The 26,615-nt window shown below is 46.6% G+C and carries 24 protein-coding genes and 2 tRNA genes; 3 read left to right on the top strand and 23 right to left on the bottom strand.

What is annotated here, in order from left to right; genetic code table 11:
* Genes FD968_RS04650 through FD968_RS04620 form a run of 7 tightly spaced genes read right to left on the bottom strand, consistent with a single transcriptional unit; the run spans window position 1 to window position 9,292 of the window.
* Window positions 1–522, bottom strand: a complete 522-nt coding sequence (locus FD968_RS04650; protein ID WP_215368007.1) for a bifunctional 2-polyprenyl-6-hydroxyphenol methylase/3-demethylubiquinol 3-O-methyltransferase UbiG — start codon at window positions 520–522, stop codon at window positions 1–3.
* 17 nt (window positions 523–539) lie between these two features.
* On the bottom strand, window positions 540–1,742 hold the full coding sequence (locus tag FD968_RS04645) for a tryptophan--tRNA ligase (protein WP_215367646.1): 1,203 nt from the start codon (window positions 1,740–1,742) through the stop codon (window positions 540–542).
* A gap of 31 nt (window positions 1,743–1,773) precedes the next feature.
* On the bottom strand, window positions 1,774–2,622 hold the full coding sequence (locus FD968_RS04640; protein WP_215367644.1) for a 3',5'-nucleoside bisphosphate phosphatase: 849 nt from the start codon (window positions 2,620–2,622) through the stop codon (window positions 1,774–1,776).
* Between the two features lie 9 nt (window positions 2,623–2,631).
* The gene (gene zapE, locus FD968_RS04635; RefSeq protein ID WP_215367642.1) at window positions 2,632–3,735 is read right to left on the bottom strand and encodes a cell division protein ZapE; all 1,104 of its coding nucleotides are present in this window, start codon (window positions 3,733–3,735) and stop codon (window positions 2,632–2,634) included.
* Entirely contained in the window at window positions 3,736–5,172 is a 1,437-nt protein-coding gene (lpdA, locus tag FD968_RS04630; protein WP_215367640.1) for a dihydrolipoyl dehydrogenase, read from the bottom strand. It lies immediately after the preceding gene.
* Window positions 5,173–5,183: 11 nt separating this feature from the next.
* Window positions 5,184–6,392: a 2-oxoglutarate dehydrogenase complex dihydrolipoyllysine-residue succinyltransferase gene (odhB, locus tag FD968_RS04625; protein WP_215367638.1), complete on the bottom strand. Its 1,209-nt coding sequence runs from the start codon at window positions 6,390–6,392 to the stop codon at window positions 5,184–5,186.
* A gap of 44 nt (window positions 6,393–6,436) precedes the next feature.
* Complete coding sequence (locus FD968_RS04620; RefSeq protein ID WP_215367636.1) at window positions 6,437–9,292, bottom strand: 2-oxoglutarate dehydrogenase E1 component; 2,856 nt, start codon at window positions 9,290–9,292, stop codon at window positions 6,437–6,439.
* 300 nt (window positions 9,293–9,592) lie between these two features.
* On the opposite strand from FD968_RS04620, the gene FD968_RS04615 reads away from it, so the two are divergent.
* Window positions 9,593–10,291 (top strand): excisionase family DNA-binding protein, encoded by a 699-nt coding sequence (locus FD968_RS04615; RefSeq protein ID WP_215367634.1) that lies wholly within the window; start codon window positions 9,593–9,595, stop codon window positions 10,289–10,291.
* A 56-nt stretch (window positions 10,292–10,347) separates the two neighbouring features.
* Here FD968_RS04615 and FD968_RS04610 read toward each other — a convergent pair whose 3' ends face one another.
* The 16 genes from FD968_RS04610 to FD968_RS04535 form a co-directional block, all read right to left on the bottom strand.
* On the bottom strand, window positions 10,348–10,632 hold the full coding sequence (locus FD968_RS04610; protein ID WP_215367632.1) for an H-NS family nucleoid-associated regulatory protein: 285 nt from the start codon (window positions 10,630–10,632) through the stop codon (window positions 10,348–10,350).
* Between the two features lie 202 nt (window positions 10,633–10,834).
* Complete coding sequence (locus FD968_RS04605) at window positions 10,835–11,254, bottom strand: PaaI family thioesterase (RefSeq protein ID WP_215367630.1); 420 nt, start codon at window positions 11,252–11,254, stop codon at window positions 10,835–10,837.
* A 39-nt stretch (window positions 11,255–11,293) separates the two neighbouring features.
* Window positions 11,294–11,370 (bottom strand) — tRNA-Pro (locus tag FD968_RS04600).
* 25 nt (window positions 11,371–11,395) lie between these two features.
* Window positions 11,396–11,746 (bottom strand): MerR family transcriptional regulator, encoded by a 351-nt coding sequence (locus FD968_RS04595; protein ID WP_215367628.1) that lies wholly within the window; start codon window positions 11,744–11,746, stop codon window positions 11,396–11,398.
* Window positions 11,724–12,047: an integration host factor subunit alpha gene (locus tag FD968_RS04590; RefSeq protein ID WP_215367626.1), complete on the bottom strand. Its 324-nt coding sequence runs from the start codon at window positions 12,045–12,047 to the stop codon at window positions 11,724–11,726. The genes FD968_RS04595 and FD968_RS04590 overlap by 23 nt, the downstream gene beginning before the upstream one ends.
* 50 nt (window positions 12,048–12,097) lie before the next feature.
* Entirely contained in the window at window positions 12,098–14,554 is a 2,457-nt protein-coding gene (pheT, locus tag FD968_RS04585) for a phenylalanine--tRNA ligase subunit beta (RefSeq protein WP_215367624.1), read from the bottom strand.
* A 17-nt stretch (window positions 14,555–14,571) separates the two neighbouring features.
* On the bottom strand, window positions 14,572–15,618 hold the full coding sequence (gene pheS, locus FD968_RS04580) for a phenylalanine--tRNA ligase subunit alpha (RefSeq protein ID WP_215367622.1): 1,047 nt from the start codon (window positions 15,616–15,618) through the stop codon (window positions 14,572–14,574).
* Between the two features lie 27 nt (window positions 15,619–15,645).
* Window positions 15,646–16,011 (bottom strand): 50S ribosomal protein L20, encoded by a 366-nt coding sequence (gene rplT / locus FD968_RS04575; RefSeq protein ID WP_068948443.1) that lies wholly within the window; start codon window positions 16,009–16,011, stop codon window positions 15,646–15,648.
* A 25-nt stretch (window positions 16,012–16,036) separates the two neighbouring features.
* A complete protein-coding gene (gene rpmI, locus FD968_RS04570) occupies window positions 16,037–16,234 on the bottom strand; it encodes a 50S ribosomal protein L35 (RefSeq protein WP_011902674.1) in 198 nt (65 codons plus the stop codon).
* Between the two features lie 135 nt (window positions 16,235–16,369).
* Complete coding sequence (gene infC / locus FD968_RS04565; RefSeq protein WP_191904683.1) at window positions 16,370–16,894, bottom strand: translation initiation factor IF-3; 525 nt, start codon at window positions 16,892–16,894, stop codon at window positions 16,370–16,372.
* A 42-nt stretch (window positions 16,895–16,936) separates the two neighbouring features.
* Complete coding sequence (gene thrS, locus FD968_RS04560) at window positions 16,937–18,859, bottom strand: threonine--tRNA ligase (protein ID WP_215367620.1); 1,923 nt, start codon at window positions 18,857–18,859, stop codon at window positions 16,937–16,939.
* A 115-nt stretch (window positions 18,860–18,974) separates the two neighbouring features.
* A tRNA-Val gene (locus tag FD968_RS04555) sits at window positions 18,975–19,051 on the bottom strand.
* Window positions 19,052–19,069: 18 nt separating this feature from the next.
* A complete protein-coding gene (locus FD968_RS04550) occupies window positions 19,070–21,097 on the bottom strand; it encodes a bifunctional (p)ppGpp synthetase/guanosine-3',5'-bis(diphosphate) 3'-pyrophosphohydrolase (protein WP_215367618.1) in 2,028 nt (675 codons plus the stop codon).
* Between the two features lie 22 nt (window positions 21,098–21,119).
* Window positions 21,120–22,991: an alpha/beta fold hydrolase gene (locus FD968_RS10615; RefSeq protein WP_215367616.1), complete on the bottom strand. Its 1,872-nt coding sequence runs from the start codon at window positions 22,989–22,991 to the stop codon at window positions 21,120–21,122.
* 35 nt (window positions 22,992–23,026) lie between these two features.
* Window positions 23,027–23,677 carry a CoA transferase subunit B gene (locus tag FD968_RS04540; RefSeq protein WP_215367614.1) on the bottom strand — a complete coding sequence of 217 codons (651 nt, stop codon included), beginning with the start codon at window positions 23,675–23,677 and terminating at the stop codon, window positions 23,027–23,029.
* 15 nt (window positions 23,678–23,692) lie between these two features.
* The gene (locus tag FD968_RS04535; RefSeq protein WP_215367612.1) at window positions 23,693–24,394 is read right to left on the bottom strand and encodes a CoA transferase subunit A; all 702 of its coding nucleotides are present in this window, start codon (window positions 24,392–24,394) and stop codon (window positions 23,693–23,695) included.
* A 159-nt stretch (window positions 24,395–24,553) separates the two neighbouring features.
* Here FD968_RS04535 and FD968_RS04530 point away from each other — a divergent pair, with 159 nt between their 5' ends.
* The gene (locus FD968_RS04530) at window positions 24,554–26,224 is read left to right on the top strand and encodes an electron transfer flavoprotein-ubiquinone oxidoreductase (RefSeq protein WP_215367610.1); all 1,671 of its coding nucleotides are present in this window, start codon (window positions 24,554–24,556) and stop codon (window positions 26,222–26,224) included.
* A gap of 3 nt (window positions 26,225–26,227) precedes the next feature.
* Window positions 26,228–26,614: a lactoylglutathione lyase gene (gene gloA, locus FD968_RS04525; protein ID WP_215367608.1), complete on the top strand. Its 387-nt coding sequence runs from the start codon at window positions 26,228–26,230 to the stop codon at window positions 26,612–26,614.
* Window position 26,615 lies beyond the last annotated feature (1 nt).

Here is a 26,615-nt window from a genome sequence, read left to right as displayed (position 1 = left end):
TCACCGTTCTTTTAAGGCACATAGGCGCTGAACCATGGCTGGTTTGGGTTCATCTACATAAAGATCCTCGTAGGCAAGGACTTTTAGGGCATGGCGAGCTGCTAAATTCAGTAATTCCCCAGGATTTAAGAGGAAATTCGGGTTGGACGGTTTGCCGAATTGGGCATTGCCTTGGGCGAAGGTTTCATAGATGAGAACCCCTCCTTTGGCCAGCATTTTGGGTAGTTGATCCCAATGGGGTCGATAAAGATAGTTTGTGACCACAATCCCACTAAATTCCAGTCCATCTAAAGGCCAGTCATCCAACTCTAAATTCGTCGCCTTACTTGTAATCAACGAATTTGTATTTTGTTCAATCAGACTCACATCTTGATCAACAGCTAAAACAGAATAGCCCAAATCAGCCAAGAAAATAGCGTGGCGACCTGCGCCGCATGCCAAATCGAGCACCAAACCGCCTTTAGGAATTTGAGTTGCAAAACGCCTCACCCAAGGTGAAGCGTTCAGTTGAGCATCATGCATCGCAAGCAATGAAAATCTTAATCGTAAGCTAGGCCCATCGCTTCGCGGACCTCACGCATGGTTTCTTGAGCAACCTTGCGGGCCTTGTCGCAACCATCAGCAATGATCGAACGCAATAGACTTGGATCATCTAAATACTTTTGTGCACGCTCAAACATCGGCTGTTGCTCAGCCAAAATCGCATCGATCACTGGCTGTTTGCATTCAAGACATCCTATGCCAGCAGACTTGCAACCCTTGTCCACCCATTGCTTAGTCTCTTCATTGGAATAAACGCTATGTAATTGCCATACTGGGCAACGGGCTGGGTCTCCAGCATCGGTTCTGCGAACGCGCGCTGGATCTGTTGGCATGGTTCTAATCTTTTTAATCACATCCTCAGGCAACTCTCGCACGCTAATCGTGTTGCCATAAGACTTCGACATTTTTTGACCATCAATCCCTGGCATACGGGATGCAGAGGTTAATAAAGCCTGTGGTTCTGGCAGAATAATTTTGCGTGCGCCCTCTAAGAAACCAAAGAGTCTCTCGCGATCAGCCATCGATAAACTTTGCGCTTCTTGTAATAGCGCTTTAGCCTGCTCTAAGGCCTCATCATCACCACGCTCTTGATATGCAACGCGTAATTCGAGATACATCTTGGCGCGCTTACTGCCTAATTTTTTGACTGCTTCGAGCGCCTTCTCTTCAAATCCTGGTTCACGACCATAAAGATAGTTAAAGCGACGCGCTACTTCGCGGGTCATTTCTACATGAGGAACCTGATCTTCACCCACAGGCACGTGCTGAGCGCGATAGATCAATATATCGGCCGCCTGCAGCAATGGGTAGCCCAAAAAGCCATAAGTTTGCAGATCTTTCTCTTTGAGCTTTTCGATCTGATCTTTATAGGTTGGAACACGCTCTAACCATCCCAAAGGGGTACCCATAGAGAGTAATAAGAATAGTTCTGCATGCTCAGGCACCTTACTCTGGATGAATAAAGTCGCTTGATTAGGATCTACGCCAGCAGCCAACCAATCAATCACCATATCCCAAACAGACTGCTCGATCACATCTGGAGTTTCATAGTGAGTTGTTAAGGCATGCCAATCCGCAACAAAGAAAAAGCAAGGATATTCAGATTGCAAGCGCACCCAATTCTTTAATACACCGTGGTAATGCCCAAGGTGTAAATTGCCCGTGGGGCGCATACCGGATAGAACACGTTCAGCAAACATCGTTTTTCTTTATCTTTATCGTGAAGTTAAATTAATGAAAGACAGACCAAACAGGAGTCAAGTGATCTGGCAAATGAGGCAATGTACCTAAGTCAATATGACTTTCATCAGGATCATGAAAATCTGATCCACGAGAAGCTAAGAATCCATATTGCTGGGCAATCTTCCCATAGGTTTGATATTGATCAGGGCTATGGCTACCAGTAACCACCTCAATTCCTAGGCCGCCTATATCTTTAAAGTGCTTATACAACTCGTCCATTTGCATGGCATTCAAGTTGTAACGGCCTGGATGGGCAATGACTGCCACGCCACCCGCAGCCTTAATCCAAGCTACCGCGTCATCTAGCTTAGCCCACATATGGGGTACGTAACCCGGCTTATCTTCAACTAAATAGTTTTTAAAGACATGCTCAGTATCTTTACAAATGCCCTGCTCGACTAAAAAGCGCGCAAAGTGTGTTCTAGAAATAAGCTCGTGATTGCCCGCGTATTGCAAAGCACCCTCATAAGCTCCAGGTATTCCCACCTTAAGTAATTGCTCGGCCATCATCTTGGCACGATTACCACGCCCATCACGCGTACGGCGCAAGCCCTCAATAATGCCCATGTGATCAGCGTCAATGCCAAGGCCAACAATATGAATCGTTTGCCCCATCCAAGTCACTGAGATTTCTACTCCAGCCAAGTAATCCATATTGAGTGCACTGGCTGCAATCTTGGCACGCTGTTGTCCACCCAACTCATCGTGATCGGTGAGTGCCCATAAATTGACACCATTCGCCTTAGCGCGTTCGGCTAATGCTTCAGGCGTTAAGGTGCCATCAGAGACCACAGAGTGGCAATGTAAATCGGCATTTAGGCTGGAAAGGCTGCTCATGACCCTATTTTAGGTCAAGCTGGTATCAATTACCCGGCGAGGCGCATCAAGGTAGTCTCGCGACTGCATCTCAATCAAGCGGGATACCGTTCTAGAGAATTCAGCGGTAATTTGACCTTCGGTATATAAATCTGGTGCCGAGACCTCGGCAGACATGATCAGCTTGATTTTGTGGTCATACAGGACATCAATGAGCCAAATGAAGCGCCTTGCTTCATTGGTCATTCTGGGGGGCATATAAGGCACGCCTGACAAAATCACCGTATGAAACTGATTGGCAATCTCTAGGTAGTCATTTTGTGAACGTGGCCCACAACACAGCGTTTGAAAATCAAACCATACGACACCATCAGCCATATGTAATGGCCGTAACTCACGAGATTCAATATTCAACACGGGATTACGTTTTTCTCTTTGATTACCAATCAAGGTCTGAAACATTTGTCCGAGGATGGTCTGCGTCTCTGCATTGACTGGGGTTAAATAGGCCTCAACCTGCGCCATTTGTACGCGGCGGTAATCATTACCTGCATCAACGTTCAACACCTCCAACTTTTCTTCGAGCAGTTTGATGGCAGGCAGCAAACGGTCACGATGCAAACCATTTGGATACAGCTGATCTGGTCGGTAGTTCGATGTCATGATAAATTGCACGCGGTCCTCAAAGAGGGCATTAAGCAAGCGGTACAAAATCATCGCATCAGCGATGTCGTTAATATGAAACTCATCAAAACAAATCAGGCGATAGCGATTTGAAATACGCTTTGCTAACTCATCTAAAGGATCGGATAAGCCTGATAACTCATGAAGCTCACGATGCACTTCTCGCATGAATTCATGAAAATGAATGCGGATCTTTTTCTCTAACGGCGAGGCTGCATAAAAGCAGTCCATTAAGAATGATTTGCCACGCCCTACTCCGCCCCAAAGATAGAGCCCTTGTGGCAGGTCAGGCTTAAAAAGCGCTTTTTTGAGGTTATTACTGCGGATTTCTTTATAGGCAATCCACTCATCTTCGCACTGCTGTAAACGCTCTACAGCGCGAAGCTGCGCGGGATCGCTTTGATACCCGCGCGCCTTTAACTCTTGATGGTAATACTCAATGGTTTTCAATTACATATTGAGTGCACGTTGATCTGTCGCCAATGCTGCTTCACGCATCACTTCTGACAAACTTGGATGCGGATGGCAGATACGTGCAATATCTTCTGCTGCTGCTTTAAATTCCATTGCGACAGCAGCTTCAGCAATTAAGTCAGAAGCATTTGGTCCAATGATGTGCACTCCGAGAATCTCATCAGTTTTTGCATCGGCTAATACTTTGACAAAACCATCGGCGCGGCCCATGCCTAATGCACGACCATTTGCTGCAAATGGAAATTGACCTGCTTTATAAGCAACACCTGCCTCTTTGAGCGCTTGCTCTGTTTTACCAACCCAAGCAATTTCAGGATCGGTGTAGATCACCCAAGGAATACAGTTGTAATCAATGTGGGGTTTTTGGCCTGCAATCACTTCAGCAACCAGAACGCCTTCGTCTTCTGCTTTATGTGCCAACATGGGTCCACGCACAACGTCACCTACGGCGTATACGCCTGGTGCTGACGTAGCGCAAGTGTGATCATCAATGGGAATAAAGCCACGCTCATCCACTTTGAGGCCAATCTTATCTAAACCCAATTTATCGGTGTTTGGTACGCGACCAACAGATACGATCAAGCGATCGCATTCCAATTTGGCAGCTTTACCAGCGCTATCGGTGTAATTGACCACTACACCCTTCTTATCCGCTTTGACTTCACCGATCTTCACGCCCATATTGATATTTAGGCCTTGCTTCAAAAAAAGCTTTTGTGCTTCTTTGGCAATACCCACATCACATGCAGCCAAGAAAGAAGGTAAGGCCTCAAGTACAGTCACTTCTGATCCAAGGCGACGCCACACAGAACCGAGTTCAAGACCGATCACGCCAGCACCAATCACACCTAATTTCTTAGGCACTGAATCAAACTTCAAGGCACCTTCGTTATCACAAATTAAGACGTTGTCTACTGGCAGACCTGGTAAGTGACGCGCTTTAGATCCAGTGGCAATAATCACGTTCTTTGCAGAAACGGTCTCTTTATCCTTGCCATCAATTTTCACTTGATAGCCATCAGCACCCTTACCTTCGAACGAAGCATGTCCTTTGAGCAAAGTGATTTTGTTCTTACGGAATAGATACTGAATCCCACCAGTCATCTTCGTCACGATGTCATCTTTACGAGAAACCATCTTCTTAGAATCAATGCTGACAGAGCCAACTTTGATGCCGTGATCAGCAGCGTGATGACCGATCTTCTCGAATTCTTCGGAAGAGGCCAACAAGGCTTTAGATGGAATGCAACCCACATTCAAGCAAGTGCCGCCTAAGCGTGGCTCGCCTTTAGGATCATCATAGGCATTGGATTCTGCGCAGGCAACCTTGAAACCGAGTTGCGCTGCACGAATAGCGGCGATGTAGCCACCAGGGCCACCGCCGATTACGAGTACATCAAAAGCTTGGCTCATGATCTTCCCTTTTACAAATCAAGGAGAAGACGTGAAGGATCTTCTAAAGCATCCTTCATCGCAACCAAACCAAGCACAGCCTCACGGCCATCAATGATGCGGTGGTCATAAGACAAAGCTAAGTAGTTGATTGGGCGAACCACCACTTGACCATTCTCTACTACAGCGCGGTCTTTAGTTGCATGAATACCAAGAATCGCTGATTGAGGAGGATTAATGATTGGTGTGGAGAGCATTGAGCCGAATACTCCACCGTTAGAGATGGAGAATGTGCCACCAGTCAATTCTTCAATTGACAATTTACCTTCACGAGCTTTGGCACCAAACTCAGCAATCTTCTTCTCGATATCAGCCAAGTTCATCTGGTCAACGTCACGCAAAATTGGCACTACCAAGCCACGTGGTGAGCTTACGGCAATACCGATATCAAAGTAACCGTGATAAACGATGTCATTGCCATCAACCGAAGCATTGAGGAGTGGGAATTTCTTTAAAGCATGAGTAGCTGCTTTGACAAAGAAAGACATAAAGCCTAATTTCACGCCATGAGTCTTTTCAAACTGATCTTTGTATTTATTACGCAATGCAATCACTGGACCCATATTGACTTCATTGAAGGTAGTCAAGATGGCATTGTTTGCTTGTGACTCCAGCAAACGCTCCGCAATACGAGCACGCAAGCGACTCATTGGAACGCGCTCTTCTGGACGATCACCCATTGGAATTTGTGCACTTGGCAACGCAGCAGACTTAGCGCCACCTGCAGAAGCATTCAAGGCATCGCCTTTAGTGATGCGGCCATCACGTCCAGAACCCGCAACTTGACCAGCGTCGACGTTTTTCTCAGCAAGAATTTTTGCGGCTGAAGGTGAGGCGGCTGCACCAGAAGATTTCGCAGGGGCTGGAGCCGCCGCTTTTGCAGGAGCGACGGGTGCGGCAGCAGGTGCTGCAGCAGCGGCAGGAGCAGCAGTAGCTACTGCAGTGCTATCAATCTTAGCAATCAACTGTTCAGCAACAACAGTACCCCCATCCGCAACGATGATTTCTGTTAATACACCAGCAGATGGTGCTGGAACTTCGAGAACCACTTTGTCAGTTTCGATTTCAATCAAGATTTCGTCTTGACCGACTGCATCACCGACCTTCTTTTTCCATTGCAATAAAGTTGCTTCAGCAACTGATTCGGAGAGTTGTGGAACTTTAACTTCAAAAATAGCCATGATTAATCCTGTTTATTTGTATGTATGTTGAGTAATGAAGACGATTATTTCGTGATCACATAACCCTTTAATTTGGCAAAAGCCGCATTCAGAAGAGATTTTTGCTGTTCTTGGTGGAGATGCGCATATCCGCAAGCAGGTGAAGCAGATGCAGGACGGCCTGAATAAGCCAGCTTCATGCCGTCAGACATGTTTTCCAAGATATTGTGTTGAACGAAGAACCATGCACCCTGGTTTTGTGGCTCGTCTTGACACCAAACAACCTCTTCCAATTTTGGATATTTCTTCAACTCAGCAGTCAATGCTTTGTGCGGGAATGGATATAGTTGCTCCAAGCGAATGATTGCTGTGTCTATGGCTTTCTTCTCAGTGCGTTGCTTCACTAAGTCGTAATACACCTTGCCTGAGCACATAATTAAACGCGTTACCTGCTTAGCATCGATTGTGCTATCACGCTCACCTAAAATTGTCTGGAAGCCACCTTTAGTGAACTCAGACAATGGTGATGCAGCTTCTTTATTACGCAGCAATGATTTAGGGGTCATCAAGATCAGTGGTTTGCGGAACTGACGAATCATCTGGCGACGCAATACGTGAAAGATCTGTGATGCGGTTGTTGGCTGAATCACTTGCATGTTGGTGTCAGCGCACAGTTGCATAAAGCGCTCAAGACGTGCAGAGGAATGCTCTGGGCCCTGGCCTTCATAACCGTGCGGCAACATCATGACCAAGCCGTTAGCACGGCCCCACTTTACCTCACCCGAGGCAATAAACTGATCGATCACTACTTGAGCACCGTTCGCAAAGTCGCCGAATTGAGCTTCCCAGATGGTCAGCGTATTGGGTTCAGCTGAAGCATAGCCATATTCAAAACCAAGAACGGCCTCTTCAGAGAGGATCGAGTCAATCACGAGGAATGGTGCTTGATCTTTTGCAACATGGCGCAATGGAATATAAACACCGGTATCCCACTTCTCGCGATTTTGATTGTGCAGAACTGCATGACGATGGGTAAAGGTTCCGCGACCACTATCTTCACCAGATAGGCGAACTGGATAACCACTGGCGACCAATGATGCAAAAGCCATGTGCTCGCCCATACCCCAGTCAATATTGGTTTCGCCACGACCCATTGCTGCGCGATCGTTCAATACCTTCTCAACTAAAGGATGTACCTTGAAATCTTCACGTGGAGTCGAGATGCGCTCAGCCAAGCGCTTCCATTCCGTCAACGGGATGGCTGTATCAGCCTCATCCGTCCATTTTTTATTCAAAAACGGAGACCAGTCCACTGAGAACTTACCCTTGTAATTACTCAGAACAGGGTCAGAAGTCTGAATACCAGCATCCATAGCAGCTCGGTAGTCCTTGACCATCTGGTCTCCTGTGCCAGCAGGCAAGGATCCCTCTGCTTCTAACTTATCACTAAAGAGTTTGCGAGTGCCTGGATGTGCAGCAATAATTTTGTACATTAAAGGCTGAGTCATCGAGGGAGTATCTTGCTCGTTATGACCGAGTTTTCTGAAGCAAACAATATCAATCGCCACATCTTTATGAAACTGTGTACGGAACTCGATCGCTAACTGTGTTGCCAATACCACTGCTTCAGGATCATCACCGTTTACATGCAATACCGGAGCATCGATAATCTTCATGATGTCCGTACAGTACAAACTGGAACGCAAATCGCGCGGATCTGACGTTGTAAAGCCAATTTGGTTATTGATCACAATGTGAACTGTGCCGCCAGTCGAATAACCGCGCACTTCAGCCATTGCTAAAGTTTCTTGCATGACACCTTGACCAGCGATTGCAGCATCGCCATGCACCAAAACAGGAAGTACCTGCTGACCTAAAAGATCTCCACGACGATCCATACGAGCGCGCGCTGAACCTTCCACTACAGGATTCACAATCTCTAGATGAGAAGGATTAAATGCCAAAGAAACGTGGACTGGACCTGTTGGGGTAGAAATATCACTTGAGAAACCTTGGTGATATTTGACATCGCCTGCAGGCAAAGTCTCAGGGCCTTTGTGCTCAAACTCTGCAAACAAGTCTTTTGGCATTTTGCCCAACGTATTGACCAATACGTTGAGACGGCCGCGGTGAGCCATACCAATCACAATCTCTTGAACTCCCTTGGCACCTGCGCCATGAATAAGTTCATCCATACAGGCGATGAAACTTTCACCACCCTCTAGAGAGAAGCGCTTTTGACCTACATACTTTGCTTGAAGGTAACGCTCTAAGCCCTCTGCAGCTGTAATGCGGTCTAATATTTGACGCTTTTTCTCTACGTTAAATGCTGGCTTTGAGCGAATAGACTCCAACTTCTCTTGCCACCACTTCTTAATCTTTTGATCGGCAATAAACATATACTCGGCGCCGATCTTGCCGCAATAGGTTTCGCGCAACGCTTGCAGTAAATCGCGCAAGGTCATTTCGGTTTTACCGAAGAAGGTATTACTGGTGTTAAAGACGATATCCATATCGCCATCGGTAAAGCCATAGAAAGCAGGATCTAGCTCAGGAATGTCCTGGCGTTCTGTCCGCTTTAAGGGATCTATATCAGCCCAGCGATTGCCGACGTTACGATACGCCGCAATAAGCTGTTGAACTGCAACACGCTTGCGTCCCATTTCAGAGTCAGCCGAATCAGAAATTGTTCTAATCGGGCCTTGCTTAGCGCGCTCAGCAAATGACGCAACAATCGGTCCGTGCGCAATGTCAGTTCGAGATGAGCCATCGACCGCAGGGACTTGTTTTACGTTATCAAAATAATCTCGCCAATGATCAGCAACAGAAGTTGGATCGTGCAAGTAGGATTCGTAGAGCTCTTCTACATAGGGGGCGTTTCCGCCGAAGAGATAGGAATTATCTCTTTGGTCCTGCATCATGATGCTCACCTTTCATCGGGTTTCCCGAATAAAAACTGTGGTTATAACCATTCGTTATACGGCTACACCGCTTCACGAATTGATCTGTGCAAATACTGTTACTACAACAGTAATTTACCACGAGTGACCATTGCCCTATAAAGGACTTTCCCTGATTTATCGGGTTTTGGGGGTATCTCCCTATAAACCAGCCATGAATAAGAACTTTCCTACTTTGCTTTCAATAATTACGGACAGATTGAAATTGATTTGATTTTTATTCTCTAAATCTTCAGGTGAATTAATGAAATTAAGGAGAATATGAAAGCAATTACGCCAGAAATGGAATATCTCAGCACCAGACAAAGCGCCAAAGTCTTACAGGTGTCTCTTGGAACCGTCCAAAAAATGGTGGAATTAGGTGAATTAATTGCCTGGAAAACCCGGGGAGGCCACCGCCGCATTCTTGCCAGTTCCCTCGAACAGCAACTTTTGAGAAGAAAACGGGCTATGCGGCAAAAAACAACCCAAAACTGCGTGGCCATGGGCATCTTTAGAAGAACTGAAAATAGCGAAGAGTTATTGAGTTCGATCCAAGACTGGCAACTCAAAGTTGAAATGGAAGTGGCTGTCGACAGCCTGGAGGGCTTAATGAAGGCTGTTTCAATTGCCCCAGATTTGATCTTCTTGGATGCCCTGATACCCCCCGTGGAGCAGGTTCATTTAATCCATTATCTGAGTAAAAACAAGGACACACAGCGTATACCTATACTAGTAGATGAAGGTTTTATTAAGCTTCACCCAGGCGTTGTTGCCTTAGCAGATGAAAACCATGGAAATAGGCCTCAGCTCACTGAAAGCATTAAAGAAGAGCTGGAAAATGGCCTGATTGACCTTAATCCCCTCATTATTGCTTATCCTGCTACCAATTCTGATGTGGATAGCAGCCTATCTCAGGGTAGCCGCCATGATCTCCTGGAGCCGCTTTTTCTGGAGGCTCTTTCAAGGAAGTGTGCCTGAGCTGGCATTAATAAAAAGGCCGCATCTGCGGCCTTTTTAACTTGAAATTCAGTAACTTAGATTAAGTAGCTACTACGATCCCTGCCCTCAATCCACTTAGGTGCCTTACCACGACCAGTCCAAGTTTCACCGCTTGAAGGGTTACGGTATTTAGGGGCTACCTTGCCACCAGCACTTTTACCGCCGGCCTTACGGCTAAATAGGTCAGATGCAGACAAGTTATATTGCTCAATAATCAGCTTTGCTTTTGTGATGCCATCTGCCTTTTCACGGGCAATTGCTTCTTTAATCTGTTTATCTAATTGCTCACGTTGAGCTAAGAGTTCTTTATAAGAAGACATCTATGGGTTTCTCCGAATAATAGGTGATTAGAAATATCTAATTGATAATGTATTTCAAGAGTTCATTATATAGATGAATTAATCAATAACTCAATATCGATTAATAATAGATATAAACCTTTATTTATCAAGGGTTTATATTGATAATAATGATTGAATATACATAATCATTATAAATACTATTATTAATATTTTAGGATGGTTATCTCCTGAGCATAAATGTACCGCTGGCCTTAGCGGTGATCTCACCCGCCTCATTCAACGCCACGGCTTCGCAGTAATTAATCGATTTTCCAGCCTTCAATAAGGTGCCCTCCACCACTATCTTGCCAGTGCTGGGACGCAAAAAACTCGTAGTCATGTCGATCGTGATAGCCCCTAATTGATGGTTTGAGGCTGTACGTGCTGCAGCACCCATTGCAAAATCTAAGAGAGTCATAATGAGGCCCCCTTGGGCCACATGGAAGCTATTGGTGTGCTCCGGCTTCACGGTATAGCTAATCCTGACTTTACCCGCTTCGGCAAATTCAGGCACTACCCCTAGATGATCCAAAAATGGAATATCCAAACCGAAGTACAGGGTTCTATTGTGATTTTGAGAGTTGGGGCTGGATGTATTCATATTGAATAAATTAAAACACTAAAACAACACTAAAACGAATGGTCGGGGCGAGAGGATTTGAACCTCCGACCACATGCACCCCATGCATGTACGCTACCAGGCTGCGCTACGCCCCGACGAAAGACAAAATTGTATCAGTATCTATTTAGATAGAATTTGCAGAACTGCTTGCAGTTCATCACGCAAACGGAGTTCACCGCGCGCTTCATCAAGGCGATTTCTGGCGCCGCTGATGGTAAATCCTTCTTCGTACAGTAGCGCACGAATTTTACGAATTAACACCACTTCATGATGTTGGTAGTAACGGCGATTGCCACGGCGCTTCTGCGGACTAAGCTGAGAGAACTCTTGCTCCCAATAGCGAAGGACATGTGAACGTACGCCACAAAGATCTGCTACCTCACCAATAGTGAAGTAGCGCTTAGCAGGAATGGGGGGAAGTTGAGAGCTCGGAAGTGCCGAGCTAGCATCAAACTCGGTTTTCTCGAGCATGTGACTCCACTACATCTTTGAGCTTTTGACTTGCATGAAATGTCACTACTCGTCTTGCAGCAATTGGAATCATTTGACCTGTCTTTGGATTTCGGCCAGGACGAGCCGATTTATTGCGCAACTGAAAATTACCAAAACCAGAAATTTTTACTTCTGTACCCGCTTCGAGTGATTGACCAATGCGGTCAAAAAACGCATCAATCATATCTTTCGCTTCACGCTTATTCAAACCGACTTGATCAAAGAGGGCCTCTGAGAGTTCGTTCTTGGTCACTGTATCGTTGGCAAGTATTTCGTTCATGAATAGTCTCTTTTGTAGCTATTTGTTTTGGTATTTCAGTAATAGTAAACCTAGCGCAGGCGAGCCGCACATTTTTTTTCTACCGCACCCAATAAAGCAGCCATAACAGCATCAATTTGGGGGTCTTGCAATGTTTCTTGAGGATTTAATAAGGTCACCCGGAACGCCAAACTCTTCTCATCATCCGCCATGCTACTTGAGCCAGCCTTTGGCTTAAATTCATCAAAGAGCTCGATGGCTCTTACAAAATTTTGTTTGCTGGATGTCATGGCATCCAATATTGATTGAGCAGAAACGCTTTGCTTCACAACGACCGCTAAGTCTCGCTGTACTGCAGGAAATTTGCTCAACTCCTCTGGAGCTGGTAAACCAAGTTCACGAATCGGCTCTAAATCCAACTCAAACAGAACTGGGGCTTGTGGAAGTTCGTATGCCTGTTGCAGACCAGGGTGCAACTCACCAATCCAACCCACTTCAATTACATTCTTACCAACCGTAAGCAACACCTTTGCGCTACGACCAGGATGCAAAGCAGGATGAAGGGCTGCCTCAGTAACAAAATGCAAAGGATCTAAGACGCGCTCTAAATCACCCTTCACATCAAAGAAATCTACTGCCCTAGTTGCATTGGCCCATTGTTCTGGAACAAAAGAGCCGTAAGCTAAACCACCAATCTTTTGAGGTTGATGAAAACCGGCAACCTTGCCATCAGCCTCTTGAATACTGGCATCACGGCTGAATACCCGGCCCGTCTCAAACAAGCGTACCCGCCCTGCTCCACGGTTCAAATTAGCCTTTAGATTGGAGAGTAAACCACCCCAAAGATTGCTACGCATCACGGCGTATTGATTGGCAATAGGGTTGAGAACCTTAATGAGGTCTTGTTCTTTGGCACCAGCAAGACGATGTTCGCTTTCGAGATCGGTAAAACCAAAATTGACCGCTTCTTGATAACCTTGCAATGCTAGACGCTGACGCAATAAATGAATACCACGTTTGGCCTCTGCCTTAGCGCTCATCTTCAGTGAAGCTACCGGAGGCAGGTCGGGAATATTTTCAAAGCCGTACATACGCGCGACTTCTTCGATTAAATCTTCTTCGATTTCAATGTCGAAGCGATAGCTTGGGGGTGTAACAATAAATGCATCGCCCTCTTGCTTGAATTCAAAACCAAGGCGCTTAAATACGTCGGCAACGATTACTTGAGTTAGCGGAATACCGATCACTTTTTGCGCTCTTGCCAAACGCATCTTGACTGGCTTGCGTTCTGGTACGTTCAGTACCTGATCATCTACAGGGCCAGCCTGTCCGCCGCAAACCTCAAGAATGAGTGCAGTCAGATACTCGAGGCAATGAACCGTATTTTGAGGATCTACGCCGCGCTCAAAGCGGTGCGCAGCGTCTGTGCTGAAATTAAATCGGCGTGCGCGACCCTGAATAGCAGAAGGCAACCAATACGCCGCCTCTACATATATGTTTTTGGTGTCATCGCTCACGGCGCAATGATTACCACCCATAATTCCCGCCAAAGCGACCGGACCTTTTTGGTCTGCTACTACCCCCGCTTCTTGTACTTTGCCGGCAGAATCTGGGCCTACGAGAGTTACAGTTTGACCATTGAGGAGCTCAAGAGTTTCGCCAGCTTTAGCCCAACGAACAGTAATATCGCCTGATAGCTGATCAATATCAAATACATGGGTTGGTTGACCCATCTCCAACATAACGTAGTTGGAGAGATCAACTAAAGCAGAAATACTTCTTTGCCCAGCGAGTGATAAACGCTTCACGATCCAATCAGGGGTTTTTGCTTGTGGATTGACACCACGAATGACGCGACCAGCAAAACGACCGCAGAGCTCTTTACTCTCTACCGAGACTTTACGCTTGTCATCTATCGATGCTGCTGGTGTATTCCATTTGGGAGCACACAGCGCTGCGCCAGTGATGGCAGATACTTCTCTTGCCATACCTAGGAGAGATAAGCAGTCTGCTTTATTCGGAGTCAACTTAATCACAAATACTTGATCATCGAGATCTAAGTACTTACGAATATCTTCACCAACCGGTGCATCTGCTGGTAACTCCAAAATACCTTCGTGGTCATCACCAAGCCCGAGTTCACGACCTGAGCACAACATGCCTTGGCTTTCTACGCCACGGAGTTTACCTACTTTAATCATGAAGGGTTTGCCGCCTGCCTCTGCTGGTGGCAACTCAGCGCCAACTAAAGCGCACGGAATCTTAATGCCGGCTCGCGCATTTGGGGCACCGCAAACAATTTGCAATTCCTGGCCAGTGCCTGCATCAACTTTACATACGCGTAAGCGATCGGCATCGGGATGTTGCTCAGCAGACAGAATCTGCGCAACCACAATCTTCGTAAATACTGGCGCAACTGAGTGCTGCTCTTCTACCTCTAAACCCGCCATCGTCATGGCGTGACCTAGGGCATCACTATCGAGTGATGGGTTCACATACTGACGGAGCCAAGATTCAGAAAATTGCATAACTTATCTATACTTTCTTATGCAGGGAACTGCGCTAAGAAACGCAAATCATTTTCAAAGAAGAGGCGTAAATCATCTACGCCATAACGCAACATTGTTAAACGCTCCAAACCGGAGCCAAAAGCGAAGCCGGTATAGCGCTCTGGATCAATACCCATATTGCGTAATACATTGGGGTGGACCTGCCCTGCACCAGAAATCTCTAACCAGCGACCGGCAAGCTTACCGCTACCAAAGGCCATATCGATTTCAGCAGAAGGCTCTGTAAATGGAAAATACGATGGACGGAAACGCACTTGCAATTCATTGGTTTCAAAAAAAGTTCTCAAGAAGTCGGTATACACACCTTTGAGATCTGCAAATGAAACACTTTCTGCAATCCACAAACCTTCAACTTGGTGGAACATTGGTGAATGCGTTGCATCACTATCGACACGATAGGTTCTACCAGGTGCAATGACTTTTATTGGCGGCATTACATCTAAGTGAGCATATTTTTTAACATGCTCACTCGCGTAGCGAACTTGAATCGGGCTAGTGTGGGTGCGCAATAGCAAAGGCTTCTCATGAGCATCTTTACCATCGATATAAAAGGTGTCCTGCATTGAACGTGCAGGATGATTTTCTGGGCTATTGAGGGCCGTGAAATTAAACCAATCGGTTTCAATTTCAGGACCATCCGCCACATCAAAACCAATGGAGCGAAAGATCTCCTCTACACGCTCCCAAGTTCGCATTACGGGATGCAAACTGCCTACTGCTTGACCGCGCCCAGGTAAGGACACGTCAATAGACTCGGCAGCCAAACGCTGAAGCAATACGGCATCCGCCAAAGCTTGGCGACGCTCTTGTAAGGCAGCTTCTACTTGAGTTTTGATTTGATTGATTTGGGCGCCAGCACTCTTGCGCTCTTCAGGCGACATTCCACCAAGCGCTTTTAAACGCTCAGTGAGAACACCTGATTTACCGAGATACCTGGCTTTCGCGTCCTCAAGAGCCGCCGAATCGGCAGCTCCAGAGAAATCACGTTTGGCATCCTCGACAATTTGGTCGAGAGAAACCATTGCAGCTTAGTTTTTAGAAACTAAGAATTAAGCTGCAGCGTTTACTACGGATTTGATCCGTGTAACCAAAGCAGCAAAAGCCGCTTTGTCAGCAATGGCCATATCAGAAAGCACTTTGCGATCGAGTTCGATTGCAGCTTTCTTCATACCATTCATGAATACGCTGTAGGTCATGTTGTGCTCACGCACTGCCGCATTGATACGGGCAATCCACAAAGCGCGGAATACACGTTTCTTATTGCGACGGTCGCGATAAGCATATTGACCAGCACGCATAACCGCTTGCTTAGCAATACGGAATACGTTTTTACGACGGCCGCGGTAACCTGTTGCGGCATCAGTGATTTTCTTATGACGGGCTCTTGCTGTAACCCCACGTTTGACTCTTGGCATTGAATTCTCCTAATCTAGTCTGAGGTTAAGCGTAAGGAAGCATGGAGCGAATTGACTTAACGTCAGCTTTCGCAACTTCTGTGGAACCACGCAAATGACGCTTGTTCTTGGTGGTCTTCTTGGTGAGGATGTGGCGTTTGAAAGCCTGACCTCGTTTGATCGTTCCGCCTGCGCGAACCGTGAAGCGCTTCTTCGCGCTACTCTTGCTCTTCATCTTGGGCATAAAGCACCCCTTCTTCTACTTGTGCGACATAGGTGGTAACCGACGGTTACTCTTCCTGTACCCAGAAGCACTTCTGACTGCCAGCACCTTCATCACAAAGGGTGCCTCCCTACATAAGAACCAGGTAGAACCTAGTTACTTAGCCTTACGAATGGGGGCCAATACCATCACCATCTGGCGGCCTTCCATTTTTGGAAACTGTTCAACTTGGCCAAACTCTTGTAAGTCCAACTTCAAACGTTCCAACATTCTTGCTCCGATTTCTTGGTGGGCCATTTCACGACCCCGAAACCGCAGCGTAATCTTTGTCTTATCGCCATCTTCCAAAAAGCGGATTAGATTGCGTAGCTTCACACCGTAGTCACCATCATCAGTGCCGGGACGGAATTTTACTTCCTTCACCTGAATCACCTTTTGCTTCAGCTTAGCTTCATGCATCCGCTTCGCTTCTTGGTACTTGAATTTGCCGAAGTCCATGATACGGACTACAGGTGGTACAGCTGTTGGAGCAATTTCAACCAGGTCGGTCTCTTTCTCTTCTGCTGCAGCCAAGGCTTCACTCAACTTAACTACACCGATGGGCTCTCCATCAATTCCAATCAAACGCACTTCAGGAGCAGTAATTTCCCGGTTAATGCGTTGCAATTTTTCAGTAGCGATCTTCTTAATTCCTTTAAAAAAACAATAAAAACCGTTCTAACCCTAGCTAGGCTCGGGTCCGACTTTCTGGGATATATCCTGCTGGAGTCGGGCAACGAAGGCATCAATAGGCATTACACCTAAATCCACTCCGCCACGGGCACGAACGGCCACCGTATTACTTTCAGACTCTTTATCACCTACAACCAGCAAAAATGGGATCTTCTGTAATGCGTGCTCGCGTATTTTATACGTAATTTTCTCGTTCCGCAAATCCGATTCAACTCTAAACCCTTGTTTTTTCAGCATTTGCTGCACTTGTTGTGCATATGCAGCAGAATTTCCAGAGATATTGAGGACCACAGCTTGGGTCGGAGCTAGCCAAACTGGCATGTTTCCAGCATGATTTTCGATCAAAATGCCAATAAAACGCTCTAAAGAGCCCACAATTGCCCTATGGAGCATGACCGGGGTCTTGCGACTATTGTCCTCAGCCACATATTCAGCCCCAAGACGGGCCGGCATTGAGAAATCCACCTGAATCGTGCCGCACTGCCAGGTACGTCCAATAGAGTCCTTGAGGTGATATTCGATCTTTGGACCATAAAAAGCACCCTCACCTGGCAATTCTTCCCACTCTTGGCCAGAAGCCTTCAAGGCTCCACGAAGCGCCTCTTCGGCTTTATCCCAAATCGCATCATCGCCAACACGCTTAGCAGGACGCAAAGCTAATTTCACAGCCACTTCAGTAAAACCAAAATCTTGATACACAGCGCGCACCGCTTTATCAAACTGAGCAACCTCAGACTGAATCTGATCTTCGGTACAGAAAATATGACCATCGTCTTGAGTAAAGCCACGCACACGCATCAAACCGTGCAATGCACCAGATGGTTCATTGCGGTGACATTGACCAAATTCACCAAAACGTAATGGCAACTCACGATAACTATGTAAGCCAGAGTTATAAATTTGGACGTGCCCAGGACAGTTCATCGGCTTTAATGCATAAGCACGATTCTCCGACTCCGTCGTAAACATATTTTCTTTGTAGTTTTCCCAGTGCCCGGATTTTTCCCAAAGCGCTCGATCCAAAATTTGTGGGGCTTTGACCTCTTGGTAGCCTTCTTGCTGATACACGCGGCGCATGTATTGCTCAACCTCTTGCCAAATGGACCAACCTTTTGGATGCCAGAAAATGAGGCCAGGCGCTTCTTCTTGGAAGTGGAATAAATCGAGTTGTTTACCGAGACGACGATGATCACGCTTTTCAGACTCTTCCAGCATATGAAGATACGCATCTTGGTCTTCTTTACGCAACCAAGCAGTGCCGTAAATACGCTGCAACATCTCATTCTTACTATCGCCACGCCAGTAAGCACCAGCAAGCTTCATGAGCTTAAATACTTTTAATTTGCCAGTCGATGGTACGTGTGGGCCACGACATAAATCTGTGAACTTGCCTTCTGCATAAAGTGATACATCTTCATTTTGCGGAATGCTGGCAATGATTTCTGCTTTGTAATGTTCGCCTTGATCTTTGAAGAATTTCACCGCTTCATCACGTGGCAAAACACTGCGCACTACTGGCTCATCTTTTTTAGCAAGCTCAGTCATTTTCTTTTCAAGAGCTACTAAGTCATCTGGAGTGAATGGGCGGTGATAAGAGAAGTCGTAGTAGAAACCATTCTCGATAACTGGACCAATGGTGACTTGCGCTTCTGGAAATAATTCTTTAACCGCGTAAGCCAATAAGTGAGCTGTGGAGTGTCGAACAATCTCTAGTGCTTCAGGACTCTTATCAGTAATGATGGCGAGCTGACTATCTTGATCGATAACAAAGCTGGTATCTACCATCTTGCCGTCAACAATACCGCCTAGAGCAGCTTTAGCAAGACCACTGCCGATGCTTTGGGCAACATCCGCTATACGAACGGGAGCATCAAACTCACGTTTTGATCCATCGGGCAGAGTAACTACTGGCATAACAACTCCATCTTATTAACTGAACTTCAGCATCACTACATCAACCTAAAAAGAAAGCGCGGTAGCTTTGGGGCATCCGCGCCTCTTGGGTTTCCCCTTTTGGGTCATTATTCGTTGGTAGGCTCGATTGGACTCGAACCAACGACCCCCACCATGTCAAGGTGGTGCTCTAACCAGCTGAGCTACGAGCCTATACAGCCCTAGAGTTTATCACCGGCGACGCACTTGGGTGACCCCTTTAACCTCTTCTAGGCTATTTTGAACCACCCTCAAGACCTCAGAATCCTTGACCTCAACCGTTAAAAGGATCTGCGCTAGACCTTTTTTGGCTGATTTGCGTAGATCAGTCACATGTACGCCTTGGCGGGTCAGAATCTCAAATAGCTCTCGCATCAATTCAGGTCGATCCAAGCCGGTCACAACTAAATCCGCTGGAAAGACACGCTTTTGATCTGAGCTGACTTCTGGATCTGCGGCAGAAGCAGTCCAAGCAGTCTGAATCACACGTTCTGGAGCTCTATCTAATAGCCCCCTAAAGGTTTTACATGAGCGCCGATGAATCGATACACCTCGACCTTGGGTGACAAAACCCGCAATCGAGTCTGGTGGCACAGGTCTACAGCAACGAGCAAGTTGCGTTAACAAAGAATCCACACCCACAACCAAGACATCGCCACCTTGTCCAGTTTTACGACTGCTATTCCGCAAAACAATTTCTGGTGCAACTGGTTTGGTTTCAATAGGCGCTTCAGACTTAGTCTCCGCTACTTTTGCAATCTGACCAGCCTCTTCATCATCAAGAGCATTAAACCAAGCGCGCACCCGTTGACGCGCTCTTTGAGAGCGCACATAATTTTTATCGGGACTAATCCAATCTCGTGATGGGCCGCCATGCTTCACGGCAATGATTTCTACCGTCTGCCCGTTTTGTAAAGCAGTTTCTAAAGGAACCATTGCGCCATCGACGCGCGCTCCACGACAACGATGCCCTAGGTTGGTATGAACTGCATAAGCAAAGTCGATAGGGGTTGAACCCTTCTCTAAAGAAATCACCTTGCCTAATGGTGTAAGCACATAAATATGATCATCGATCTCGTGATGCTTGAGTTGATCCCAAGCATCCTCTTTCCAGGAGATGAGCTGCCTTGCCCAAGCAATCTGTCTCTCATAAGCGACCTCTGCACTATGGGTGCCTGGTTGATGATGAATACTAGGTTGATTCGTCTTTGTAGGATTAGGTGGTGTCGCCATACCCACATAAGCGCCTTCTTTATAGCGCCAATGCGCTGCTAAACCATATTCAGCCTGTTGATGCATCTCATGGGTACGCACTTGAATCTCAAATGCAGTGCCATCTTCATTCATCACTACGGTATGCAGAGATTGATAGCCGTTAGGCTTAGGCCTAGCAATGTAATCATCAAACTCACGAGGCACAGGTTGCCAGACATTGTGCACAATTCCAAGAACGGCATAACAAGCTTTAACGTCTTCCACCAGTACACGAAACGCTCTCACATCATAGAGGTTTGCAAAGTCCAAGGACTTGCCCTGCATCTTCCTCCAAATGCTGTAGATATGTTTTGGTCTACCCAATACATCACCAATAATATGAGCGCCCTTTAATTCTTGTTTTAGTTCACGCACGATTCGCTCGATAAAAGCTTGACGTTCAATACGTTTAGCATCCAGCATCTTGGCGATATCTCGATAGACTACCGGCGATAGAACGCGAAAAGCAAGATCCTCCATCTCCCACTTCATTTGCCAGATACCTAGTCGATTCGCTAAGGACGCATCAATATTGAGAATCTCTTGTGCCCAAGCGCTTGGCATCTCCATGTTTTCCTGAGTTACCCAGCGCAGGGTCTGCAGGCGTGATGCAAGATAGATCAGCACAACCCGCAAGTCATCGCCAAATGCCAAAAGCATTTTGCGTAGCATCTCCTCTTGTCCAGAAACACTCAAACCACCATCTTCGCGTACCAACTTTGCTTGTGCCTGCCGTAATCCACGATAGCCTATCAAGAGTTTGGCAGATTCTTCTCCAATCAACTTGGCGAGCGCGTCTTTTCCATGGGTGCGGGCAATATTGTTTGCCGCAACTAAAGTAGCTTCATCTAAATTGAGAGACTGCAGAATTTGCGTTACACCTTCAGCGTGGGACTCTGCCGGTTCGCCGTACCAGGCGTCCTGAAACAGGGCTGCCTTTTCGGGTTTGAGAGGAAGGTTTGCCATAGGCAAAAATGAGCTGTAAAGATTAACTAAAGAATTCTTTTGCTAAAGCGATCTGCTCTGGCTTTACAAATGCTGGCGCATGACCAACATGAGGAATTTCAATACTGCGGGCATATGGATTGACTTTGCACATCTCAGCAACGGTTGCTGCAGATAGAAGATCAGAATCCCCTCCGCGTACGATCAGCATTGGAATATGAATCTGCTTAAAGGCATGCCACATCGCCATCTCACCAGCTTTGGCCATGATGGGATTCACTGAGGCAAACGGTACAGAGATATTAGGATCGTAGTGCATGATCCACATGCCATCACGCTGAATCAGCATCGGTCCGTTATAGATCTCCCACTCCTCAAGGGTGTGCTCACCAAAAGAAGCGCAAATTTGATTTAAACGAGTAAGGGCTTCAGCACGATTTGCAAAAGCAAAAGGTTGACCAACATAAGAGCCTAAACGCTTGATAGCTTCGGGCTCGATCTTTGGGCCAACGTCGTTAATTAACATCTTCCGAATGGGTGAAGTCGGCATGGCGGCATAGACCATGCCGATCAAACCTCCCATCGAGGTACCAAACCAATCCACCTGAGATACACCTAAGGTTTTAACAAGCTGTGCAATATCAGCAACATATTGAGGCACTGCGTATTGCATTGGATTACTTAAGCGATCCGAGTCGCCTCGACCAACCACATCAGGACAGACTACGTAATAGTCTTTGCACATCGCCTTTGCCAAGGTCTTGAAATCAGCGCCACGTCTTGTTAGACCATGCACACACATCAATACTTTGGGATTACTAGGATTACCCCAAGCGTGATAAGCCATGCGGTGTGAAGACTCTCCACTAGAGCATTGCACATAGAAGGTATCACCCTCATGAAACACATTACTAGATTGCTCCTGTCTTGGAGCATCATCAATTCCGTGATCATGATCATGTAACTCACTGTACTCTTCTGGTTGCAGAGTGACGTGATCAATGCCGTGTTTATCTAACAGCATGGTGTTAATGCGAGCCATGATAGAGGGCCACTCTTTGATGTCAGCAATTTCAATATGGCCAATCAGGGCAGGAAAGCTAGGGGTCATCTCCCAGACATGCAAATCATGCACAGCCAACACGCCTGGAATATTTTTTAGATCCTTGCCCACCTCTAAATAATCAATATGCAGTGGTACGCCTTCCATCAAGAAATGATAGGACTCATGCAAAATGGAAATCGTCGACTTGAGAATAAGTAGCGAGACCAAAATAGAGAGGATTGCATCAATCGGCATCCAACCGGTCAACTGAATGACGACACCTGCTATTAAAGCTGCGATAGAGCCGAGTAAGTCACCCATCACGTGCACCAATGCGGCACGAGTATTGACGCTCTTCTTATCGCGTGACAGCACCCATGCCACGACGATATTCATCAGCAAACCAATCGCCGCAACAACCGTCACTGTTAAACCATCGACCTTATGCGGATCATAGAAGCGACTAATTGCTTCCACCACAATCCAGGCAACTAAAGCTAACATCACAATGCTATTGACAAATGCGGCTAGCGCTTCTGCCCTACCAAAACCAAAGGAATGCTTTGGCGAAGGAGGTCTGCGAGAAATAATTTGTGCCAAGAGCGCTAAACCTAAAGCGGCAGCATCGGTCACCATATGACCCGCATCGGAGATCAGCGCTAGAGAATTTGCAAAATACGCTGCAGCACCTTCAACCCCAGCAAATCCAAGGGTCAGGATTAAGGCAATCAGCAGTAAGTTTTGATTAGAAACTTCCTTACTATGGGAATGCTTTGCATCCCCCTTTTTATGTGCATGTAAAGAAGGATCAACCCCAGATGCTGTCTGGGGTTTTACTGGCTTCGAGTGGAATAGATGGGAGCCCGACATGGTGAGCCCATTATTCCATTAAATGATGATGGGTGTTAGAAACCCGTTGTATCAACAGGGGCACCCGTTTTGGCGATCACTTCTTCTTTGGTAACGCCAGGAGCCAATTCAACCAAGTTCAATCCAGAGCGGGTGATATCTAAAACACAGAGATCCGTGATGATCTGACTAATCACACCTACACCCGTCAAAGGCAAGGTGCACTTAGGCAAAATTTTGAGTTCTTCAGTGCCGTCTTTTTTCTTGGCCACGTGCTCCATCAATACCACAACGTGTTTTACGCCGGCAACCAAATCCATTGCACCGCCCATGCCCTTCACCATTTTTCCTGGAATCATCCAGTTAGCGAGGTCACCGTGCTCACTCACTTGCATTGCGCCCAAGATCGCAATATTAATTTTTCCACCACGAATCATTCCGAATGAATCTGCAGATGAAAAAATAGAGGAGCCAGGCAAGGTTGTAATCGTTTGCTTACCTGCATTAATCAAATCAGCATCAATTGTCTCCTCCGTCGGGAATGGACCAATACCAAGTAAACCATTCTCTGACTGAAGCCACACTTCCATATCTTTGGGCACATGGTTTGCCACTAAAGTCGGCATACCAATACCGAGGTTTACGTAGTAACCGTCTTTTAATTCTTTAGCAGCACGTGCTGCCATCTCGTCTCTAGTCCAAGGCATATCAATCTTCCTAAATTAAGCTTTTGCAGTCAGAGTGCGCTGTTCAATGCGCTTCTCTGGAGTTTTATGGAGCACCAAGCGGTGTACATAAATACCTGGTGTATGGATCTCGTCAGGATGCAGTTGACCGTTCTCGACAATCTCTTCGACCTCAGCGACGGTAATCTTGCCAGCCATTGCGACCACTGGATTAAAGTTACGCGCTGTATAGCGATACACCAAGTTACCGGACTTATCGGCTTTCCATGCCTTCACTAGCGAGATATCAGAAATGATCGAGCGTTCCATGATGTATTTCTCACCATCGAATTCTTTTTCTTCTTTACCTTCAGCAACTAAAGTGCCTACGCCAGTTTTGGTATAGAACGCTGGGATACCGCAACCACCAGCGCGCAATTTTTCTGCCAAGGTTCCTTGGGGGGTGAATTCCAATTCCAACTCTCCTGCTAGGAACTGACGCTCAAATTCTTTGTTTTCGCCAACGTAGGAAGCGACCATCTTTTTGACTTGACGTGAATTCAGTAACAAGCCTAAACCGAATCCATCTACGCCGGCATTATTTGCAATCGCGGTGAGATTTTGTGCGCCTAGATCCTTCACAGCCTGAATCAAGGCTTCTGGAATACCGCACAGACCAAAGCCACCAACTGCCAGCTTTTGTCCATCCTTCAAGATATCCCGCAGGGCATCGACTGCCGATGGGTAAGTTTTATTCATAACTTTTGTCCTAGTATTGCCAAAAAGGGTAAAAAAGCAATCATAACGCCTCAACCCCTTCAGCCTTGGCAGTCCTGGCACTAAATTGGTTTTTAGCAGTTGGAACTAAACTATCTAGGCTGAAATACCCTATTTTTTAAGAAATCTCGGAGAAATTGCATGAACCAGGCGCAGCTACTAGAACAATTTGGACCCAGGGAATCTATGGATTACGACCTGGTCATTGTTGGTGGTGGCCCCGCCGGACTCTCGGCCGCAATCAGAGCAAAGCAACTGGCCAATGAATCTAGCAAAGACATCAGTGTTTGCGTTTTAGAAAAGGGTTCTGAAATCGGTGCGCATATTCTGTCTGGCGCGGTGATGGACCCCAAAGCCATTACTGAGCTCTTTCCGAACTGGAAAGAATTAGGTGCGCCGCTAAATACCGAAGTGACGCAAGATCAATTTCTCTTTTTAACTTCAGATAACTCTTATCAAGTTCCCAATTGGATGTTGCCCCACTGCTTTAAGAATGAGGGTAACTATATTGTGAGCTTAGCTAACGTCACTCGTTGGTTGGGCGAACAAGCAGAAGCACTTGGCGTAGAAATTTTTCCAGGCTTTCCTGCGGCAGAGGTTTTATATAACGAGCAAGGCGCAGTGAGTGGTGTGATTACAGGCTCGATGGGTTTAGATAAAGAAGGCAACCCCACTGATCAATTCCAACTTGGTATGGAATTGCGCGGCAAGTACACATTATTCGCTGAAGGAGCTCGTGGTCATCTAGGCAAGCAGTTGATTACTAAGTTTGCTCTAGACAAAGATTCTGATCCGCAAAGCTACGGCATCGGCATTAAAGAGCTTTGGGAAGTAGAACCCTCTAAGAGTAAGCCTGGCTTGGTCGTGCATACCGCAGGCTGGCCCCTAGAGAGCGATACATATGGTGGCTCATTCCTTTATCACTTAGGTGATAACAAGGTTGCCGTTGGTTTAGTAGTAGGCCTTTCTTATAAGAATCCTTACCTCTCCCCCTTTGAAGAATTCCAACGGTATAAATTGCATCCGAAGATTCGAGAAACCTTTGAAGGCGGTAAACGTATTGCCTATGGTGCGCGTGCATTGACTGCGGGCGGCTTAAACAGTCTTCCTAAAATGGTATTTCCTGGTGGCGCACTGATTGGCTGTGATGCCGGTTTCTTAAATGCTTCACGCATTAAAGGAAGTCATGCTGCAATTAAGACGGGCATGTTAGCTGCCGAAGCAGCAGTAGCTGCCCTGAATGACAATCGCTCCGTAGATGTTCTAGCGGCTTACCCAAGTGCATTCCAAAACAGTTGGTTGCATACTGAGCTCAATCAAGCGCGTAACTTCAAGCCGTGGATGTCTAAGGGTCTTTATGTAGGCACCTTGATGGTTGGTTTAGAGCAGAAGGTCTTGGGTGGCAATATGCCATGGACCATTCACCTCAAGCATGCCGATCATGAATGCCTAGAGCCAGCAGCTCAGCACAAGCCGATCGACTACCCAAAGCCAGATGGGAAGATTACTTTTGACCGCCTCTCATCCGTGTTTATCTCCAATACGAACCATGCTGAGAATCAACCAGTTCATCTCACCTTAAAGGATGCCGCCATTCCCGTGAGCCTGAACCTCAAAACCTACGCAGGTCCAGAGCAACGCTACTGCCCTGCTGGCGTATATGAATACGTAGAAGCGGATGGTCAGCCCCGTTTACAAATCAATTCACAGAACTGCGTGCATTGCAAAACCTGTGACATTAAAGACCCAAGCCAAAATATTGTTTGGATAACACCTGAAGGTGGTGGTGGCCCTAATTACGGAGCAATGTAAACCATGATGATCTTGCACACGATGCTGCGCGTTGGTGACCTCCAGCGTTCAATTGATTTCTATACCAAGGTATTGGGCATGAATCTTTTGCGCACTACTGAGCGTCCAGAGCAAAAGTATTCCTTAGCTTTTGTCGGCTTTGGTAAAGGCAATGGCGATGGTCAAGCTGAGATTGAGTTGACCTATAACCATGGCGTTCATTCTTATGATTTAGGTACAGCCTATGGGCATATTGCCATCGGTGTGCCAGATGCTTATGCAGCTTGCGACAAGATTAAGGCAGCGGGTGGCAATGTCACACGCGCGGCTGGTCCAGTTGCTGGTGGCGATACGATCATTGCCTTTGTGACCGATCCTGATGGTTACAAAATTGAACTTATTCAACGCTAAC

This window comes from Polynucleobacter sp. AP-Titi-500A-B4 (genome assembly GCF_018688095.1).
Taxonomy (GTDB): Bacteria; Pseudomonadota; Gammaproteobacteria; order Burkholderiales; family Burkholderiaceae; genus Polynucleobacter.
The sequence above is the reverse complement of the archived record's forward strand: the minus strand, read 5'-3'. Positions and strand labels throughout refer to the sequence as shown.

Bases quoted from the DNA above. Each gene is read 5' to 3' on its own strand.
- FD968_RS04650 (WP_215368007.1), bottom strand. From the start codon at position 522: ATGCATGATGCTCAACTGAACGCTTCACCTTGGGTGAGGCGTTTTGCA.
- FD968_RS04645 (WP_215367646.1), bottom strand. From the start codon at position 1,742: ATGTTTGCTGAACGTGTTCTATCCGGTATGCGCCCCACGGGCAATTTA.
- FD968_RS04640 (WP_215367644.1), bottom strand. From the start codon at position 2,622: ATGAGCAGCCTTTCCAGCCTAAATGCCGATTTACATTGCCACTCTGTG.
- lpdA (WP_215367640.1), bottom strand. From the start codon at position 5,172: ATGAGCCAAGCTTTTGATGTACTCGTAATCGGCGGTGGCCCTGGTGGC.
- odhB (WP_215367638.1), bottom strand. From the start codon at position 6,392: ATGGCTATTTTTGAAGTTAAAGTTCCACAACTCTCCGAATCAGTTGCT.
- FD968_RS04620 (WP_215367636.1), bottom strand. From the start codon at position 9,292: ATGATGCAGGACCAAAGAGATAATTCCTATCTCTTCGGCGGAAACGCC.
- FD968_RS04615 (WP_215367634.1), top strand. From the start codon at position 9,593: ATGAAAGCAATTACGCCAGAAATGGAATATCTCAGCACCAGACAAAGC.
- FD968_RS04610 (WP_215367632.1), bottom strand. From the start codon at position 10,632: ATGTCTTCTTATAAAGAACTCTTAGCTCAACGTGAGCAATTAGATAAA.
- FD968_RS04605 (WP_215367630.1), bottom strand. From the start codon at position 11,254: ATGAATACATCCAGCCCCAACTCTCAAAATCACAATAGAACCCTGTAC.
- FD968_RS04595 (WP_215367628.1), bottom strand. From the start codon at position 11,746: ATGCTCGAGAAAACCGAGTTTGATGCTAGCTCGGCACTTCCGAGCTCT.
- FD968_RS04590 (WP_215367626.1), bottom strand. From the start codon at position 12,047: ATGAACGAAATACTTGCCAACGATACAGTGACCAAGAACGAACTCTCA.
- pheT (WP_215367624.1), bottom strand. From the start codon at position 14,554: ATGCAATTTTCTGAATCTTGGCTCCGTCAGTATGTGAACCCATCACTC.
- pheS (WP_215367622.1), bottom strand. From the start codon at position 15,618: ATGGTTTCTCTCGACCAAATTGTCGAGGATGCCAAACGTGATTTCTCT.
- rplT (WP_068948443.1), bottom strand. From the start codon at position 16,011: ATGCCAAGAGTCAAACGTGGGGTTACAGCAAGAGCCCGTCATAAGAAA.
- rpmI (WP_011902674.1), bottom strand. From the start codon at position 16,234: ATGCCCAAGATGAAGAGCAAGAGTAGCGCGAAGAAGCGCTTCACGGTT.
- thrS (WP_215367620.1), bottom strand. From the start codon at position 18,859: ATGCCAGTAGTTACTCTGCCCGATGGATCAAAACGTGAGTTTGATGCT.
- FD968_RS04550 (WP_215367618.1), bottom strand. From the start codon at position 21,097: ATGGCAAACCTTCCTCTCAAACCCGAAAAGGCAGCCCTGTTTCAGGAC.
- FD968_RS10615 (WP_215367616.1), bottom strand. From the start codon at position 22,991: ATGTCGGGCTCCCATCTATTCCACTCGAAGCCAGTAAAACCCCAGACA.
- FD968_RS04540 (WP_215367614.1), bottom strand. From the start codon at position 23,677: ATGCCTTGGACTAGAGACGAGATGGCAGCACGTGCTGCTAAAGAATTA.
- FD968_RS04535 (WP_215367612.1), bottom strand. From the start codon at position 24,394: ATGAATAAAACTTACCCATCGGCAGTCGATGCCCTGCGGGATATCTTG.
- FD968_RS04530 (WP_215367610.1), top strand. From the start codon at position 24,554: ATGAACCAGGCGCAGCTACTAGAACAATTTGGACCCAGGGAATCTATG.
- gloA (WP_215367608.1), top strand. From the start codon at position 26,228: ATGATGATCTTGCACACGATGCTGCGCGTTGGTGACCTCCAGCGTTCA.